Origin of the sequence: Pseudomonas paraeruginosa, from assembly GCF_003025345.2 — a bacterium.
In the GTDB taxonomy this organism is placed as follows: domain Bacteria; phylum Pseudomonadota; class Gammaproteobacteria; order Pseudomonadales; family Pseudomonadaceae; genus Pseudomonas; species Pseudomonas paraeruginosa.
Genome location: NZ_CP020560.1, coordinates 2,040,082 through 2,054,779, shown reverse-complemented (window position 1 = coordinate 2,054,779; position 14,698 = coordinate 2,040,082). Strand labels below are relative to the sequence as shown.

14 protein-coding genes are annotated in these 14,698 nt (G+C 65.4%); 6 read left to right on the top strand and 8 right to left on the bottom strand.

Annotated elements, in window-relative coordinates:
• Positions 1 to 3: 3 nt before the first annotated feature.
• Positions 4 to 627 carry a response regulator transcription factor gene (locus tag B7D75_RS09840; RefSeq protein WP_003152058.1) on the bottom strand — a complete coding sequence of 208 codons (624 nt, stop codon included), beginning with the start codon at positions 625 to 627 and terminating at the stop codon, positions 4 to 6.
• 418 nt (positions 628 to 1,045) lie between these two features.
• Positions 1,046 to 1,390, bottom strand: a complete 345-nt coding sequence (locus B7D75_RS09835) for a YggL 50S ribosome-binding family protein (RefSeq protein WP_107113957.1) — start codon at positions 1,388 to 1,390, stop codon at positions 1,046 to 1,048.
• A gap of 310 nt (positions 1,391 to 1,700) precedes the next feature.
• Between B7D75_RS09835 and dacB the strand changes: the two genes are divergently transcribed.
• Positions 1,701 to 3,131, top strand: coding sequence for a D-alanyl-D-alanine carboxypeptidase/D-alanyl-D-alanine endopeptidase (gene dacB / locus B7D75_RS09830; RefSeq protein WP_003152053.1), 1,431 nt, complete (start codon positions 1,701 to 1,703; stop codon positions 3,129 to 3,131).
• 67 nt (positions 3,132 to 3,198) lie between these two features.
• Here the strand turns inward: dacB and rlmKL are convergent, their stop codons facing one another.
• Positions 3,199 to 5,376, bottom strand: a complete 2,178-nt coding sequence (rlmKL, locus tag B7D75_RS09825) for a bifunctional 23S rRNA (guanine(2069)-N(7))-methyltransferase RlmK/23S rRNA (guanine(2445)-N(2))-methyltransferase RlmL (protein WP_034078423.1) — start codon at positions 5,374 to 5,376, stop codon at positions 3,199 to 3,201.
• 460 nt (positions 5,377 to 5,836) lie between these two features.
• Here rlmKL and rmf point away from each other — a divergent pair, with 460 nt between their 5' ends.
• The gene (gene rmf / locus B7D75_RS09815; protein WP_003103238.1) at positions 5,837 to 6,049 is read left to right on the top strand and encodes a ribosome modulation factor; all 213 of its coding nucleotides are present in this window, start codon (positions 5,837 to 5,839) and stop codon (positions 6,047 to 6,049) included.
• A gap of 87 nt (positions 6,050 to 6,136) precedes the next feature.
• Here the strand turns inward: rmf and B7D75_RS09810 are convergent, their stop codons facing one another.
• Positions 6,137 to 7,165, bottom strand: a complete 1,029-nt coding sequence (locus B7D75_RS09810; protein WP_003152051.1) for a quinone-dependent dihydroorotate dehydrogenase — start codon at positions 7,163 to 7,165, stop codon at positions 6,137 to 6,139.
• Between the two features lie 56 nt (positions 7,166 to 7,221).
• Positions 7,222 to 7,443 carry a DUF2835 domain-containing protein gene (locus B7D75_RS09805; protein ID WP_003152049.1) on the bottom strand — a complete coding sequence of 74 codons (222 nt, stop codon included), beginning with the start codon at positions 7,441 to 7,443 and terminating at the stop codon, positions 7,222 to 7,224.
• A 153-nt stretch (positions 7,444 to 7,596) separates the two neighbouring features.
• On the opposite strand from B7D75_RS09805, the gene B7D75_RS09800 reads away from it, so the two are divergent.
• The 3 genes from B7D75_RS09800 to B7D75_RS09790 all read left to right on the top strand — a co-directional run bounded on the left by B7D75_RS09800 (position 7,597) and on the right by B7D75_RS09790 (position 11,602).
• Complete coding sequence (locus tag B7D75_RS09800; RefSeq protein ID WP_034078422.1) at positions 7,597 to 8,478, top strand: DUF6685 family protein; 882 nt, start codon at positions 7,597 to 7,599, stop codon at positions 8,476 to 8,478.
• A 71-nt stretch (positions 8,479 to 8,549) separates the two neighbouring features.
• Positions 8,550 to 9,551: an alpha/beta fold hydrolase gene (locus B7D75_RS09795; protein WP_107113956.1), complete on the top strand. Its 1,002-nt coding sequence runs from the start codon at positions 8,550 to 8,552 to the stop codon at positions 9,549 to 9,551.
• A gap of 146 nt (positions 9,552 to 9,697) precedes the next feature.
• Positions 9,698 to 11,602: a M14 family metallopeptidase gene (locus tag B7D75_RS09790; protein WP_043102252.1), complete on the top strand. Its 1,905-nt coding sequence runs from the start codon at positions 9,698 to 9,700 to the stop codon at positions 11,600 to 11,602.
• A 318-nt stretch (positions 11,603 to 11,920) separates the two neighbouring features.
• Here the strand turns inward: B7D75_RS09790 and B7D75_RS09785 are convergent, their stop codons facing one another.
• Positions 11,921 to 12,421: a helix-turn-helix domain-containing protein gene (locus B7D75_RS09785; RefSeq protein WP_003152044.1), complete on the bottom strand. Its 501-nt coding sequence runs from the start codon at positions 12,419 to 12,421 to the stop codon at positions 11,921 to 11,923.
• 35 nt (positions 12,422 to 12,456) lie between these two features.
• Positions 12,457 to 12,933, bottom strand: coding sequence for a helix-turn-helix domain-containing protein (locus B7D75_RS09780; protein WP_012075104.1), 477 nt, complete (start codon positions 12,931 to 12,933; stop codon positions 12,457 to 12,459).
• Positions 12,934 to 13,057: 124 nt separating this feature from the next.
• Between B7D75_RS09780 and B7D75_RS09775 the strand changes: the two genes are divergently transcribed.
• Entirely contained in the window at positions 13,058 to 13,288 is a 231-nt protein-coding gene (locus B7D75_RS09775) for a hypothetical protein (protein WP_003152041.1), read from the top strand.
• Between the two features lie 39 nt (positions 13,289 to 13,327).
• On the opposite strand, the gene pelG is transcribed toward B7D75_RS09775, so the two are convergent.
• Positions 13,328 to 14,698: an exopolysaccharide Pel transporter PelG gene (pelG, locus tag B7D75_RS09770; protein WP_003152039.1), complete on the bottom strand. Its 1,371-nt coding sequence runs from the start codon at positions 14,696 to 14,698 to the stop codon at positions 13,328 to 13,330.

Here is a 14,698-nt window from a genome sequence, read left to right as displayed (position 1 = left end):
CCCTTATATGAGCGCATTGCGTTTGGCGAACTCGATAAGATCCACCAGAGAACCGGCGTTCAACTTCAACAACAGGCGCGCCTTGTAAGTACTGACCGTCTTGTTGCTGATGAACATCTGCTCGGATATCTGCTTGTTCGAATAGCCCTGGCTCAGATACTGCAATACCGATACTTCCCGATCGGACAGACGTCCGAGCAACTCCACGTCGTCCGAATAGGCGCCCTGCTGCACCGGGCGCATGGCCGAACTGGGGAAGTAGCTGTAGCCCGAGGCCACCGCGTTGACCGCCGTTACCAGCTCGGCCAGCCCGCCCTGCTTGCAGACGAAGCCCGCGGCCCCCGCCTGCATGCTGCGCAAGGCGAACAGCGAGGCGCTCTGGCCGGTGAGGACGAGGATCTTCACCGGCAGGCCCAGGACCGTCAGGCGGCTGATGACCTCCAGGCCGTCCAGCCGGGGGATACCGATGTCGAGGATGACCAGATCCGGTTTCAACTCGCGCCCCAGGCTGATGGCGTCAACGCCATTGTCGGTATCGCCGACGATCTGGTGTCCCTCGGCTTCCAGCAACATCTTCATGGCCATGCGAATCACGGGATGATCGTCGACTATCAGAATACGGCTCATTGTCTGATTTCCTTGCCAATTAAAAATTCAGAAAAAATCCTCCTGAGCAAGATATAGACAGGAGCCATATTGTCGAGATATCCGATGGCGACTTATATACTTTAAGGAATATTCTCACGGGAACTTAATTTATTTCTTACGGCCAATTCAAAACAACATATATTGCCAAGCAGTTAGCCTAGTTATCCAACAAGAACATGAGCGCTTATATACATGCTCTCCCGGATCGTTATCTGCCAGGGCCTGTTGAATAGTTCGTCAGAGCGTCGGATTAATGCTATCCGTCTGCCCGCGCGGTGTCGGATAGGCGGGAACGGGAAAAAGGCAGGAGGGCGGCGGTCGGAAGTCCGGCCGCTGAGCGCGGGTACGGGGGAGGAAGACGCTGCCGCCACCCGCGACGGGATGGCGGCGTGGTCGCTTAGGGCTTCGGCAGCACCGACTGCTCGGGATACCAGGCATCCACCAGCGCGCCGACCTCGACGCTGGCCAGTTCCGGTTGCTGCTTCAACCAGGCCTCGATCAGGGCCCGCTGCTCTTCATTGACCGAGCCACGGCGCGCCAGGCAGACGAAACCGAATTCGTCACAGCCGCCATAGGTCAGTTCGTTGGCTTCGATCGCCTGATCGATGAAGCGCAACATGAAAGCGTTCACCGCATCGGCATCCACGCCTTCCTTGTAGTGGAAGTTCAATTCGAAACCCAGCTCCTGGAATTCATCGACGCACAATTTCTTGCGCAGGCGGCGGGAACGATTAGTAGCCATGGCGGCATCTCCTGGATTGACGCTCCATTGGCGGAGCCTCGCATTACAGACAGTAGCCGACGCCGCTGGAACCGCGGGCGAACCCCGGCAAGCTCCGCGCGGCGCGGCCGGATTGCCGGCGCACTCTACCAGTTCCGACCATTCGGCGATATGACGGCGAACGCCGCGAAACTCCAGCGCATCGTTATCCGCCTTGCGGCATAATGAGCAAGACGGCCTCTTCGCGTGATGCCCGTCTCTTTTTTCAGGTTCGCTTCGTTTTTCATCTTCATTTCATTTTCTACCCTCCGTCTTCAAGGGTTCTTCATTAATGTTCAAGTCGCTGCGTACTCTTGCCTTCGCCACGCTCCTGCCTTTCGCCCTTCCCACCCTCGCCCAGGTCAACGCCAGCCTGCCGGCCAACGTGCAGAAAGCCCTGCAGACCAACAAGCTGACCGGCAACGACCTGTCGCTGGTGCTGATTCCGCTCGACGGCCCGGGCAATCCCACCTACTACAACGCCGACGTCTCGGTGAACCCGGCCTCGACCATGAAGCTGTTCACCACCTATGCCGCCCTGGAAATGCTCGGCCCGACCTACCAGTGGAAGACCGAGTTCTACACCGACGGCCAGCTGAAGAACGGGGTGCTCAACGGCAACCTCTACCTCAAGGGCGGCGGCGACCCGAAACTGAACATGGAGAAGCTCTGGCTGCTGATGCGCGACCTGCGCGCCAATGGCGTGACCAAGGTCACCGGCGACCTGGTGCTCGACCGCGGCTACTTCAACATCCCCCAGCTGCCGGTATTCAACGACGACGGCGGCGACGACACCAAGCCGTTCCTGGTCGGCCCGGATTCGCTGCTGGTCAACCTTAAGAGCGTGCGCATGGTGGTGCGTACCGACGGCAACAAGGTCAGCGTGCAGATGGACCCGCCTCTGGCCAACGTACGCATCGACAACCAGGTGAAGATGACCGGCGCCGCCACCTGCCCGGCCTGGCCGAAGCTGCGTTTCAGCCCGGTGACCCAGTTCGACGGCACCACCCTGCTGGCCACCGGGCAGATTCCCCAGGGCTGCAGCGCGCAGACCTACATGTCGCTGCTCGACCATCCCGGCTACACCGCCGGCGCGGTGCGCGGCATCTGGCAGGAACTGGGCGGCAGCATCCTCGGCAAGGATCGCCAGGGTAGCGTGCCGCGCAACGCCACGCTGATCGCCAAGGCCTTCTCGCCAGACCTGGTGGAGATCATTCGCGACATCAACAAGTACAGCAACAACACCATGGCCCGGCAGCTGTTCCTTTCCATCGGCGCGCAGTTCCGCAACAGCGCCGATGGCGACGACGCCCAGGCCGCGCAGCGGGTGGTGCGGCAGTGGCTGGCGCGCAAGGGCATCACCGCGCCGCGCCTGGTGATGGAGAACGGCTCCGGGCTGTCGCGCCAGGAACGGGTCAGCGCGCGCGAAATGGCGGCCATGCTGCAGGCCGCCTGGCACAGCCCCTACGCGGCGGAATTCATTTCCTCGCTGCCGCTGGCCGGCCTCGACGGCACCATGCGCAAGCGCCTGCGGCGCACCGCTCTGGTCGGCGAGGCGCACGTGAAGACCGGCACCCTCAATACGGTACGCGCCCTCGCCGGCTTCAGCCGCGACGCCAGCGGGCACAACTGGGTGGTGGTGGCGATCCTCAACAGCCCGCGCCCGTGGGGCGCCTCGGCGATCCTCGACCAGGTGCTGCTGAGCCTGCACGCGCGGAAATAAGGCACAGTACGAAAAAAGGCCGCCAGCGGTTTCCCGCTGGCGGCCTTTTTCATGAATACCGCTCGCCTCAGCGAACGGTGATTCTCCAGGCCCGATGGATCTTCGGATTCCGCGCGAAATCCGGATCGAGGGTTTCGCCCGTGATCTCCTCGACCGCATAGCGGGCCTGCACGCTCTCGTCCAGTTCGAACTTGCGGAAGTTGTTGGAGAAATACAGCACCCCACCCGGCGCCAGCCGCGCCATGGCCAGGTCGAGCAGCTCGACCTGGTCGCGCTGCACGTCGAACACGCCTTCCATGCGCTTGGAGTTGGAGAAGGTCGGCGGGTCGATGAAGATCAGTTCGTACTGGCCATCGTCCTCCCGCAGCCATTCCATCACGTCGCTGTGCACCAGGCGCTGCCTGTCGGAGAACCCGTTGAGCGACAGGTTGCGCCGCGCCCAGTCCAGGTAGGTCTTCGACAGGTCGACGCTGGTGGTGCTGCGCGCGCCACCCCGGGCCGCATGCACGGTGGCCGTGGCGGTGTAGCAGAACAGGTTGAGGAAGCGCTTGCCGGCCGCTTCCTTCTGGATACGCAGGCGCATCGGCCGGTGGTCGAGGAACAGGCCGGTGTCCAGATAGTCGGTCAGATTCACCAGCAGGCGCACGCCGCCCTCGCCGACCTCGAGGAACTTGCCCTCGCTGCTCTGCCGTTCGTACTGCTTCTTGCCGGCCTGGCGCTCGCGGCGCTTGACCACCACCCGCTCCTGGGCCACGCTCAGCGCCTGCGGGATCGCCGCCAGGGCATCGAACAGGCGCGCCTGGGCCTTGGCCGGATCGACCGACTTGGGCGCGGCATACTCCTGCACATGCACCCAGTCGCCGTAGATATCCACCGCCAGCGCGTACTCCGGCATGTCGGCATCGTACAGGCGATAGCACTCGACCTTGTCGCGGCGCGCCCACTTGCCCAGTTGCCGGAGGTTCTTCTGCAGGCGGTTGGCGAACATCTGCCCGCCCTCGCTCAGCCGCGCCGGCTCGCTCGGCGCCCGCGCCTGGCCATCGTCATTGCGCTCGCCGCGCTCGCCGGTGACGAACTGGCGCGGCTCGACCTGGATCATCAGCAGCTTGCAGGCCAGCGCGCCGTTCCAGAACGCGTACTGCTTGTGGCTACGGATACCCATGCGCTTGCCCAGCTCCGGCGCCCCGGTGAATACCCCTGCGCTCCAGCCGATGCAACTCTGGCGCAGGCGCTCGCCGAGGTTCTGGTAGAGATAGAGCAGGCTGGCTTCGTCGCCGAGGCGCTCGCCATAGGGCGGGTTGCAGATCACCAGGCCGGCCTGGCCCTTGTCCGGGCGCGGCTCGAAAGTCGCCAGTTCGCCCTGGTAGATCTTCACCCAGTCGGCCACCCCGGCACGCTCGATATTGTTGCGCGCCGGCTGGATCAGGCGCGGGTCGGCCTCGTAGCCGCGAATCCACAACGGCGCCCTGGCCAGGCCGGCCGCCGCGCGCTGCTGCGCTTCCTCGTGGAGCTTGCGCCACAGCGCCGGCACATGCCCCAGCCAGTTGCTGAAGCCCCAGCGCTCGCGCCTGAGGTTCGGCGCGATGTCGGCGGCCATCAGCGCCGCCTCGACCAGGAAGGTGCCGACGCCGCACATCGGGTCGGCCAGGGCGCCACCTTCGGCGGCGATCTTCGGCCAGCCGGCACGGATCAGGACGGCCGCCGCCAGGTTCTCCTTCAGCGGCGCGGCGCCCTGCTGCAACCGGTAGCCGCGCTGGTGCAGGCTGTGCCCGGAGAGATCGAGGGAAAGCGTCGCCTGGCCACGATCCAGGTGCAGGTGCACGCGCACGTCGGGGTTGACCTTGTCTACCGAAGGCCGCCGGCCGGAACGCTCGCGCAGGTTGTCGACGATCGCGTCCTTGACCTTCAACGCACCGAAGTGAGTGTTGTCGATTCCCGAGCCCTTGCCGCTGAACTCCACCGCGAGGGTGCCGCCGGCATCCAGGTGGTCTTCCCAGTTCACCGCGTGGACCGCCAGGTACATGGACTCGGCGTTCTCCACCGGGAACCGCGCCAGCACCAGCAACACCCGGTTGGCCAGGCGCGACCACAGGCACAGGCGATAGGCCACTTCCAGGCTGCCCTGCCCGCGCACCGCCGACACCTGCGCGCGCGCCTCGCTCAGGCCGAGTTCCTGCGCCTCTTCCAGGAGCAGGCTCTCGAGACCCTTGGGGCAAGTCAGAAACAATTCGTAAACATCAGCCATATCGCCTTCCCGGGCCGCAGCCCTTGTCAGTGGAAGCACCCTCATGGGCACTTCTTCGGCACCTGGGTGCCATGCTTCGATTGCCGGGCGACCCCGGCGTTGCTCGCTGCGACCCCGAGTCGCAGTCTGGGCGACCCTTCGTCGGAATGCGAGGAAATCTCAATTGGTAGGGAAGCAACTTGTTATAAGGAGCAACCCCGCGCCCCTGCGGCGTTAGCGCCGGAATCCAGGCGTCATGACCCTGCAACATATGGCCCTATCGACGAAAGCGTTAAGTCTTTATGACAAATCGGTCATTCACACGCCTGAACGCTTTGGTTAGAACTCCAGTTAATCCGCCACCGCAACGGTGTCGGGCGAGGGTCGTCACGCCGGCAACGACCCCTTTCGGCGAAAGCTTCGCCAGGCCTCCCCTGGGGGCCAACGGGACATAACAGTCAACAAGTGAGGGCAACACCCTATGAGAAGACTTAAGCGTGATCCGTTGGAAAGAGCCTTCTTGCGTGGTTATCAGAACGGCATAACCGGTAAATCTCGTGATCTTTGTCCGTTCACCCATCCTACGACGCGGCAGTCCTGGCTCAACGGCTGGCGCGAGGGCCGCGGCGACAACTGGGACGGTCTCACTGGCACGGCCGGCTTACAGCGTCTCAATCAACTCCAGCACGTGTAAGCGACAACACGGATAGCACCGATTTCCCCAAGGCACGCCCCATCCGGGCGGCGGGCGCAAGCCCAAGGGCTCCGCAAGGAGCCCTTTTCAATTCCGCCGCGGCAATGCGGCGATGGCGTCGACCGCCTCGCGGATCAGCGCCGGCCCCTTGTAGATGAAACCCGAATAGATCTGCACCAGGCTCGCCCCGGCGGCGATCTTCTCCGCCGCGTGCGCACCCTCGGTGATGCCGCCGGCGGCGATGATCGGCAGGCGTCCGCCCAGTTCGCCGGCCAGTACCTTCACCGTATGCGTGCTTTTTTCCCGCACCGGCGCGCCGGACAGGCCTCCCGCCTCGTCACCATGCGGCAGGCCTTCCACGCCCTCGCGGCCGAGGGTGGTGTTGGTCGCGATCACCGCGTCCATCCCCGCCTCGACCAGCGCCGCGGCGACCAGCGCGGTTTCCTCGTCGCTCATGTCCGGGGCGATCTTGATCGCCAGCGGTACCCGCCGGCCATGCCGCAGCGCCAGGTCTTCCTGGCGCTGGCGCAGGGCCTCCAGCAACTGCTTGAGCGAGTCGCCGAATTGCAGGCTGCGCAGCCCGGGGGTGTTCGGCGAGCTGACGTTGACGGTGACGTAGCTGGCGTCGGCGTAGACCTTGTCCAGGCAGGTCAGGTAGTCGTCCACCGCACGCTCCACCGGGGTATCGAAGTTCTTGCCGATGTTGATTCCCAGCACGCCGCGATACTTCGCCGCGCGCACCCGCGCCAGCAGATGGTCGACGCCGTGGTTGTTGAAACCCATGCGGTTGATGATCGCGCTGGCCTGCGGCAGGCGGAACAGGCGCGGCTTGGGATTGCCCGGCTGCGGACGCGGAGTGACGGTGCCGATCTCGATGAAACCGAAACCGAGCTGGCCGAAGCCGTCGATGGCGTCGCCGTTCTTGTCCAGGCCCGCAGCCAGCCCCACCGGGTTGGGAAACTCCAGGCCCAGCACAGATACCGGCAGGCTCGCCGGCCTGGGCGCCAGCAGGCGGTTCAGGCCCAGGCGACCGCCGGCCCCGATCAGGTCGATGGACAGCTCGTGGGAGGTTTCCGGGGACAGTTTGAACAGCAGCTGGCGGGCCAGGGTGTACATGGTCGGGCATCGGTCGGCAGAATGAAGGGTGCCGATTATAGCCGTCGAGCGCCCGCTCAGGCGAGGCGTTGCAGCGCCAGCAAGCGGCCATCCTCGCTGAAATCCAGGCGGAACGTGCCGTGCACGCCATCGTGGCCGATGAACGGCCGCAGGTGATGGGCCGGCAGGTTGACCCGGCGGCCGTCGCGACTGCGCAGCAGGACCCGATTGGCCCTTCCGCCGTAGATGGCCCGCAGGCGTTCGCCGGACAGGGCGATATCCATGATGAGACTGGGCATGGAGGCCCTCGCTTGAATGAACCCCGCTAGCTTGCCACAAACCACGCGGTTGAATTCCACGCCCGAACCTGTGCTTCAATGGACGGACCGTCGCCATCCCCCTTCCGCGTCTTTCCGCGTCGGTAGCCGAGCCCGAGGAGCCCACCGCCGATCATGAGTTCCAACTCGCGTAGCCACAGCACCTTCACCGGCCGCCTGTCCGCGCTCGCCAGTCGCCTGCGCCTGGGCGCCGCGCGCAGCGACACCCGCGAGCTACGCGAACGGGCCGCCGCCCTCGACCTGCCCTTCCAGGCCTTGCGGCGTCCGGAACCGAGCATCTGGTGGCAGGCGGGGCCGCCCCTGCACACCCTGGCCGAGCTGCCGCGCGGCGCGCTGTCCGGCCCGGTCCAGGAAGACAAGGCGGAGGCCCACGCGATCCTCCGGCGCCTCGTGCGGGTCCGCCAGAGCACCCTGGAAGCGCTCGACCTGAAGACCGTCGAGGGCGTGTGCAGCCGCGAGATCCTCGTCGAGACGCCCTGCCCGCGCCTGGAAGACCTGGCCGCCGCCGACGTCTGCCGCGGCGTGCGGATCATCAGCTACAAGGATTTCGTCAAGGCCATGAGCCTGGCCCTGCCGCGCTTCACCAGCGGCGAACGCATCCGCCTGCGCCAGGCTGCCTGGCACGGCGAACGCCTGTTCTGGGCTGGCGAGCGGCAGGCCTGCGCCTTCGCCGCGGCGATCGTCTATGCCCGGCGTCGCGAGCTGGAGCTGAAGCTGCCGGCACAACTGGAGCGCTACGACCTGGAGCCCGGCGCGCTGGACGAACTGGAGCAGCGCTACCACATGCTGCGGATCCCGGCCCAGGCCTGGTCCGAGCCGACCTTCATGAGCCTGCTGCTGGACACCGGCCTGCCCTATGCGCGGCTCGCCCTGTTCACCCCGGAAACCCCGGAATGCCTGCTGCTGCCGCGCGGCGACGAACGCGCGGACTCCTTCGGCGAGGGGCTGCGGGCAGCCGGCGCGGCAGACGTGGTGAAGTATCTGAAACAACTGTAGGCAGCCGGCCAGGGCTGGCCAGCAGGCGCCCCGCCGTGCATCCTCGTGCGGACCCACACAGGAGCGTCCGCATGACCCTATCCCGCCTCAGCCTCTGCCTCGCCCTCGCTTGCGGCCCCGCGCTGGCCAGCCAGGCGCCGGTCTACGGCGAACGCCTGGAAGGCTTCGACTACGCCTACCCGGTGCGCTACCTCGACTTCACCTCCCAGGGCCAACCGCTGAGCATGGCCTATCTCGACGTCGCGCCGAAGCGGCCCAACGGCCGCACCATCGTGCTCATGCACGGCAAGAACTTCTGCGCCGGCACCTGGGAACGCACCATCGACGTACTCGCCGATGCCGGCTACCGGGTGATCGCCGCCGATCAGGTCGGTTTCTGCAAGTCGAGCAAGCCGGCCCATTACCAGTACAGCTTCCAGCAACTGGCGGCCAACACCCGGGGCCTGCTGGAACATCTCGGCATCACCCGGGCCAGCGTGATCGGCCACTCCATGGGCGGCATGCTCGCTACCCGCTACGCCCTGCTCTATCCGCGACAGGTCGAGCGGCTGGTACTGGTCAACCCCATCGGCCTGGAGGACTGGAAAGCTCTGGGCGTGCCCTGGCGCAGCGTCGACGACTGGTACAGGCGCGACCTGCAGACCAGCGCCGAAGGCATTCGCCAATACCAGCAGGCCACCTATTACGCCGGGGAGTGGCGCCCCGAGTTCGAGCGCTGGGTGCAGATGCAGGCCGGCATGTACCGCGGCAAGGGGCGCGAGGCGGTGGCCTGGAACTCGGCGCTGACCTACGACATGATCTTCACCCAGCCGGTGGTCTACGAGCTGGATCGGTTGCAGGTGCCGACCCTGCTGCTGATCGGCGAAAAGGACAACACCGCCATCGGCAAGGACGCCGCGCCGGCGGAGCTGAAGGCCAGGCTGGGCAACTACGCGCAGCTCGGCAAGGAAGCCGCGCGACGGATTCCCCGGGCGACCCTGGTGGAGTTCCCCGACCTCGGCCATACCCCGCAGATCCAGGCGCCGCAACGCTTCCACCAGGCGCTGCTGAAAGGCCTGGAAGACCAGCCCTGAGGCTCTCCCGGCGGCGCCACCTCGCTGGTTTCCGGCCCCCTCGCCTATCCTTGTCCGGCGTCAATACCGGCGCCCGCCCGCGGCGCTTCACTGGAGGCGCCGCGCGGGCCAGACCGCCGGCGCCCTCATCCACATGGAGGTTCATCGTGTTCCGTCGCCATTCCCGTTCGCTGTTCGCCAGCCTGCTGCTGGCCGGCGCCCTGCCCGTCCACGCCGAACTGCCCCGCGCGCCCGGCTATATCGATGACAGCGACTACCCGGCCGCCGCCCGCCAGCGCATCCTGCCAGCGATGTTCGAGCAGGAACTGGGCAGCCTGCGCTACCTTGCCAAGCCGGACGATCCGCTGATCACCCAGGCCGAGAGCAGCGACTTCCAGCGCACCAGCGACTATCGCGAGACGCGCGCCTACCTGGAGAAACTGGTGGCCGCCTCCTCCGGCCGCCTCGCCCTGCGCGAGCTGCCCGAACCCAGCGCCGAAGGCCACCCCATGCTGCTGGTGACCGCCTCCAGCGAGTCCGACAAGTCCCCTGCCGGCCTGCGACGCTCCGCCAAGCCGACCCTGCTGGTGCAGGCCGGGATCCACCCCGGCGAAGCCAATGGCAAGGATGCGATGTTCATGCTGCTGCGCGACATGAGCGCCGCCGACCGTCCGCTCGCCGGCCTGCTGGAAAGGATCAACCTGCTGTTCATCCCGGTGGTCAACGTCGATGGCGACCTGCGCCGCAGCGCCTACGGGCGGATCAACCAGAACGGCCCGCAGCAGACCGGCTGGCGGGTCAATGGCCGCAACCTCAACCTCAATCGCGACTTCACCAAGCTCGACAGCGCGGAGATCCGCAACGTCGCCTGGGTGTTCAACCAGTACGAGCTGAGCTTCTTCGCCGACACCCACTCCACCGACGGCGCCATGTATCCCTACGACAGTTCCTACTGCCACAACGGCAACGGCTGGTCGCCGGCGAGCAGCGCCTGGATGGACAAGGTCATGCGCACGCCGGTGTACCGGGCACTGGAAAGCCAGGGGCACGTGGTCCACGAATGCATCAGCCTGAACGACAACCAGGATCCGACCAAGGGCTACTATCCGTACCGCACCGACCTCGCGCGCTTCTCCAACCAGTACGGCGACATCCGCAACGTGCCGTCGATCCTCATAGAGCAGCACGCGTTGCATCCGTACAAGACCCAGGTGCTGGGCAACTACGTGATGCTCAAGGCCATGTTCGAGGTGATCGGCGAGCAGGCCGCCAGTCTGCGCCAGGCCATCGCCAAGGACCGCGAGCGCCTGCTGCGGCAGAAAGACGTGATCCTTACCTGGAAGCCCGGCAAGGCCGCCGAGACGCCGTTCGTGGTCGGCGCCTACCGCTACGAGCAATCGCCGATCACCGGGGCCCGGACCATCGTCTGGAGCAACCGGCCGAAGACGCTGAGGGTACCGGTGACCGACAACGGCGTGCCCGACCTGGTGGTGCCCAGGCCCAAGCGCTTCATCGTGCCCGCGCAATGGCACGAGGTGATCGCCCGGATCAAGGCCCATGGCATCCGCTACACCACCCTGGAGCAACCGACCGAGGTCGCGGTGACCCTCTATCGCATGGACGACATCAAGCTGGCCGACGGCTTCGAGCCGGATCGCGCCCAGGGCAAGCGGATCCCCGGCTACGAAGGCCACCTGCTGGTCAGCGCCACGCCGAAGCCGTTCCAGCGCCTGCAGACCTTCCCCGCCGGCTCGCTGGCGATAGACACCGACCAGCCGCTCGGGGTTCTGGCGATCGACCTGCTGCAACCGCAGAGTCCGGATTCGTTCTGGTCCTGGGGCTTCTTCAACGCGACCCTGGTGGCCGCCGAGGAACCGGAGGAATACGTGATGGAGCCGATGGCGCGCAAGATGCTGGCCGAAGACCCGGCGTTGAAGGCCGCCTTCGACAAGCGCCTGCGCGAGGACAAGGCCTTCGCCGCCGACCCGCAGGCGCGCCTGCAGTGGTTCTACCAGCGCACGCCGTTCCATGACGTCAACGCCTTCGTCTATCCGGTGGGGCTGGTGTTCTAGACCAGTTCCGGCCGGGTGGCGGACAGCCTCCGGCGGCGCTTCTCCAACCCGCCTCGGCGCCCCGTGCCGAACGGGCCCTGGCCGGCTTGCCGGCCCCCACTGCCCTGGCCACGGGGTGTCCGCCCGATGGCGTCGGGCAGGCATTCACGGCGGATAACCCTTCGGGTTGTTCGCCCTGCCGGCAACGTCCCGCCTCGGCGCAACCCGCCGCACGGGCTCGAACCGACGTACCGGGACATACCCGCGACACGCTGGCCCAACCCTCTTCCGTACGGGAGAGGTTTGGAGCGAGGGTGGGTCAGCGCAGGCGGAGCTGTTTCAGGCTTCCTCGTTCGACGCGGATGCTTTTTCATTCGAGGCGGGTGTTTTCCTCGCCTTGCGTTGCCGCTTGCGCCTGGGCTTCACCGGCTCGTCCTCCGGCGGCGCCAACTCCCGCTTGCGTACCTTTTCCAGGATTTCCTGGTGCTGCTCGCGCCAGGTCGGCATGTCCAGCCCCTGCAACTCGAGCAGTTCGGGATTGCGCTCCACCAGATAGACCGCCGCCTCCTGCGCGGCCTCGGCGACCCTCCAGGCGGCCGAGTGGGTTTCGATCTCGCCCTCGTAGGCGATCCAGTCGCTGAACTCCGGGAAGGTCCCGCAAACCTTCTCGAAGTCCTGGTCGTGCATGCGCTGCTGGCCGCTCTCGATATTCTCCAGGCGCTTGGGATCCATGCCGACGATCTCGGCGAACTGCGGCCGGTTCAGGCCCATCAGCGTGCGCAGGCCGAACATGCGCTCGCCGGCGCGGAACAGGCAACGCTTCCTCACTACATAGTCCATGCAGATGCTTCCCCTTCGTTGTTCCCCAATGGTGCTCAGTCGCCCTTGCCGCTGGCGGGCGTCCCGTTCTTTTTCCTTCGTCGTCGCGCGGGCTTCGTCGACGGCTCCTCCGGCGCCGCCTGCGCGGCCTGTTCCGCCGCGCGCAAGGCGTCGCGCACCTGCTGGTGGCGCTCGCGCCAGGCGTCCATGTCGATGCCGTGCCGCTCCAGCAGCGCCGGGTTGCGCTCCACCAGGTAGACCGCGGCTTCCTGCGCCGAGTCGGCGATCTTCCAGGCGATCGACTGCGGCTCGATCGGGCCCTCGTAGGCGATCCAGCGGCTGAATTCCTCGAAGGTCCCGCAGACCTTCTCGAAATCCTCGTCGTGCATGCGCTGCAGGCCGTTCTCGATGTTCTCCAGGCGCTTGGCCTTCATTCCCACCAGCGCGGCGAACCTGGGGCGGCTCAAGCCCATCAGTTCGCGCAGGCCGCGCAGACGCTCCCCAGCAGTGAACAAACGTCGATTCTTTACCATTTGTAGTCCACGTCTGATGGTTCCTAACGGACATTGATTCACTAACTGTTAGTAGATCAATATGAGGCCACGCCCTCTAGAACGAGGGTTCCCCTCAACATCGGACCATGGTGCAGGACGCCTGATGAAAGTGGAAGAACTCCCCCAAGAGGGTTTCGACGAGTGCCCCCGCTATATAACCCTGATGCGCTTCGCCTTCCTCACCGGCCTCAGCGACCGGCCGGATCTGCTCTACGCCTGGATAGAGAGCGGCGACCTGCCGATGCGGACCTTCGGCACGCAACGCCTGGTGGACATGCAGAAACTGCAGAAACGCATCCAGGACGCCAAAAAAGGGGCCGATTCAACCAGGTGAATCGGCCCTTTCTGAAAGACGCTACCGCCGCCAGCCCCATCAGCGATTGAGCATGAAGGTCTCGTACTCCAGGTCGTCCAGCGCGGTGGTCAGGCGATACAGCCCGACCAGCACGCAAACCAGCAGCGACAGGGTGAAGCCATAGCCGAAGAAGCTCGGTCCGAGCAGCAGGCTGACGAAGGTCAGGGCGCCGTTGACGATCACGAACAGCACGCAAAGCTCCAGGACGATGCGCCGCTTGTCGAGATAGAAAAAGACGTTGAGCAGCGCCATGAACACCACCTGGATGCTCACTCCGATCAGGTCTATGTAGAACAGCGGCAGGTAGTAGCGGGAGATGCCCAGCCAGGCCAGCAGCTGCGGGGCCAGGAGGAACAGCAGCACCACCGCCAGGCCCTGCACCTTGCAGATCTCCAGCAGGCCCTGGCGGATGGAGAGGATCATCTGCTCCTTTAGCAGGCCGATGTGCTGCAGCGTCTCGCCACCGCGGATGGCCTCGTAGACCCGCTCGTACCATTCGGCGAAGTCGGTTTCGATGCGCACCAGGAACACCGCCATGCCGGGGATGATCGACAGGTAGGCGAGAAAGATCGGCAGGTCGTAGAGGATCGAGGCGCGCAGCGGACCGATCACCACGTCGGAAGTGGCGGGGTTGAACCAGAAGATGAACTTGTCGATCCAGATTCCCAGGTTGTAGCAGAAGCCGGTCACCAGCAGGCTGACGAAGACCTGCCGGCGGTCGAGGAAGTCGAAGGCCACCATGCGCCTGGCCGGATATTCGCGGAGGATGTCGTAGAGGAAGATGAACAGCAGGCTGGCATGGCCGATCAGCAGGGCCAGCAGCAAACCGTCCATCTGCATGAAGCGCAGCAGATAGGAGCAGGCGACCATCAGCGCGTAGCCGATGAACATCACCACCAGGATACGCTTGTAGGCCTTCATCCCCGACAGGAAGATGATCACCAGCCACAAGTCGCAAAGCACCACGAAGTTGGCCATCACCAACAGGCGGTAGGCGAACGGCTGGTCGAACAGGGTGCCCAGCAGTACCGCCGAGAGCAGCCCCGCCGCCACCGTCACCAGCAACAGCACGCCCACCAGGTTGGGCAGGATCGCCTCGTGCTTGCGTTCGAACAGCCGGTCGGAAATGAACCGGGTGAAGAACAGTTGCAGGCCGCCGGTAAAGATCAGCGACAGCGCCATCAGATAGGTCACCGTGATCAGGAACTGCCGGATCAATACGTCCGGCACCACCACGCCGAGGCTGAGCACGCCGATCAGCATCACGCTGATGATCGACAGTACCCAGGGGCCGGAGCTGATCAGCCCGGCGTAGAGATAGGCGCGCAGGGTCGCCGTGTAGGAGTCGCGGGAAAGGATCTTCCTCAGCTCGAAGCCGATACCGGCCAT

Excerpts from the sequence above, each read along its gene's own strand:
- B7D75_RS09780 (WP_012075104.1), bottom strand. The coding sequence starts at position 12,933 with ATGGTAAAGAATCGACGTTTGTTCACTGCTGGGGAGCGTCTGCGCGGC.
- B7D75_RS09775 (WP_003152041.1), top strand. The coding sequence starts at position 13,058 with ATGAAAGTGGAAGAACTCCCCCAAGAGGGTTTCGACGAGTGCCCCCGC.
- B7D75_RS09840 (WP_003152058.1), bottom strand. The coding sequence starts at position 627 with ATGAGCCGTATTCTGATAGTCGACGATCATCCCGTGATTCGCATGGCC.
- B7D75_RS09810 (WP_003152051.1), bottom strand. The coding sequence starts at position 7,165 with ATGTACACCCTGGCCCGCCAGCTGCTGTTCAAACTGTCCCCGGAAACC.
- B7D75_RS09800 (WP_034078422.1), top strand. The coding sequence starts at position 7,597 with ATGAGTTCCAACTCGCGTAGCCACAGCACCTTCACCGGCCGCCTGTCC.
- B7D75_RS09805 (WP_003152049.1), bottom strand. The coding sequence starts at position 7,443 with ATGCCCAGTCTCATCATGGATATCGCCCTGTCCGGCGAACGCCTGCGG.
- pelG (WP_003152039.1), bottom strand. The coding sequence starts at position 14,698 with ATGGCCGGTATCGGCTTCGAGCTGAGGAAGATCCTTTCCCGCGACTCC.
- B7D75_RS09785 (WP_003152044.1), bottom strand. The coding sequence starts at position 12,421 with ATGGACTATGTAGTGAGGAAGCGTTGCCTGTTCCGCGCCGGCGAGCGC.
- B7D75_RS09795 (WP_107113956.1), top strand. The coding sequence starts at position 8,550 with ATGACCCTATCCCGCCTCAGCCTCTGCCTCGCCCTCGCTTGCGGCCCC.
- B7D75_RS09835 (WP_107113957.1), bottom strand. The coding sequence starts at position 1,390 with ATGGCTACTAATCGTTCCCGCCGCCTGCGCAAGAAATTGTGCGTCGAT.
- dacB (WP_003152053.1), top strand. The coding sequence starts at position 1,701 with ATGTTCAAGTCGCTGCGTACTCTTGCCTTCGCCACGCTCCTGCCTTTC.
- rmf (WP_003103238.1), top strand. The coding sequence starts at position 5,837 with ATGAGAAGACTTAAGCGTGATCCGTTGGAAAGAGCCTTCTTGCGTGGT.
- rlmKL (WP_034078423.1), bottom strand. The coding sequence starts at position 5,376 with ATGGCTGATGTTTACGAATTGTTTCTGACTTGCCCCAAGGGTCTCGAG.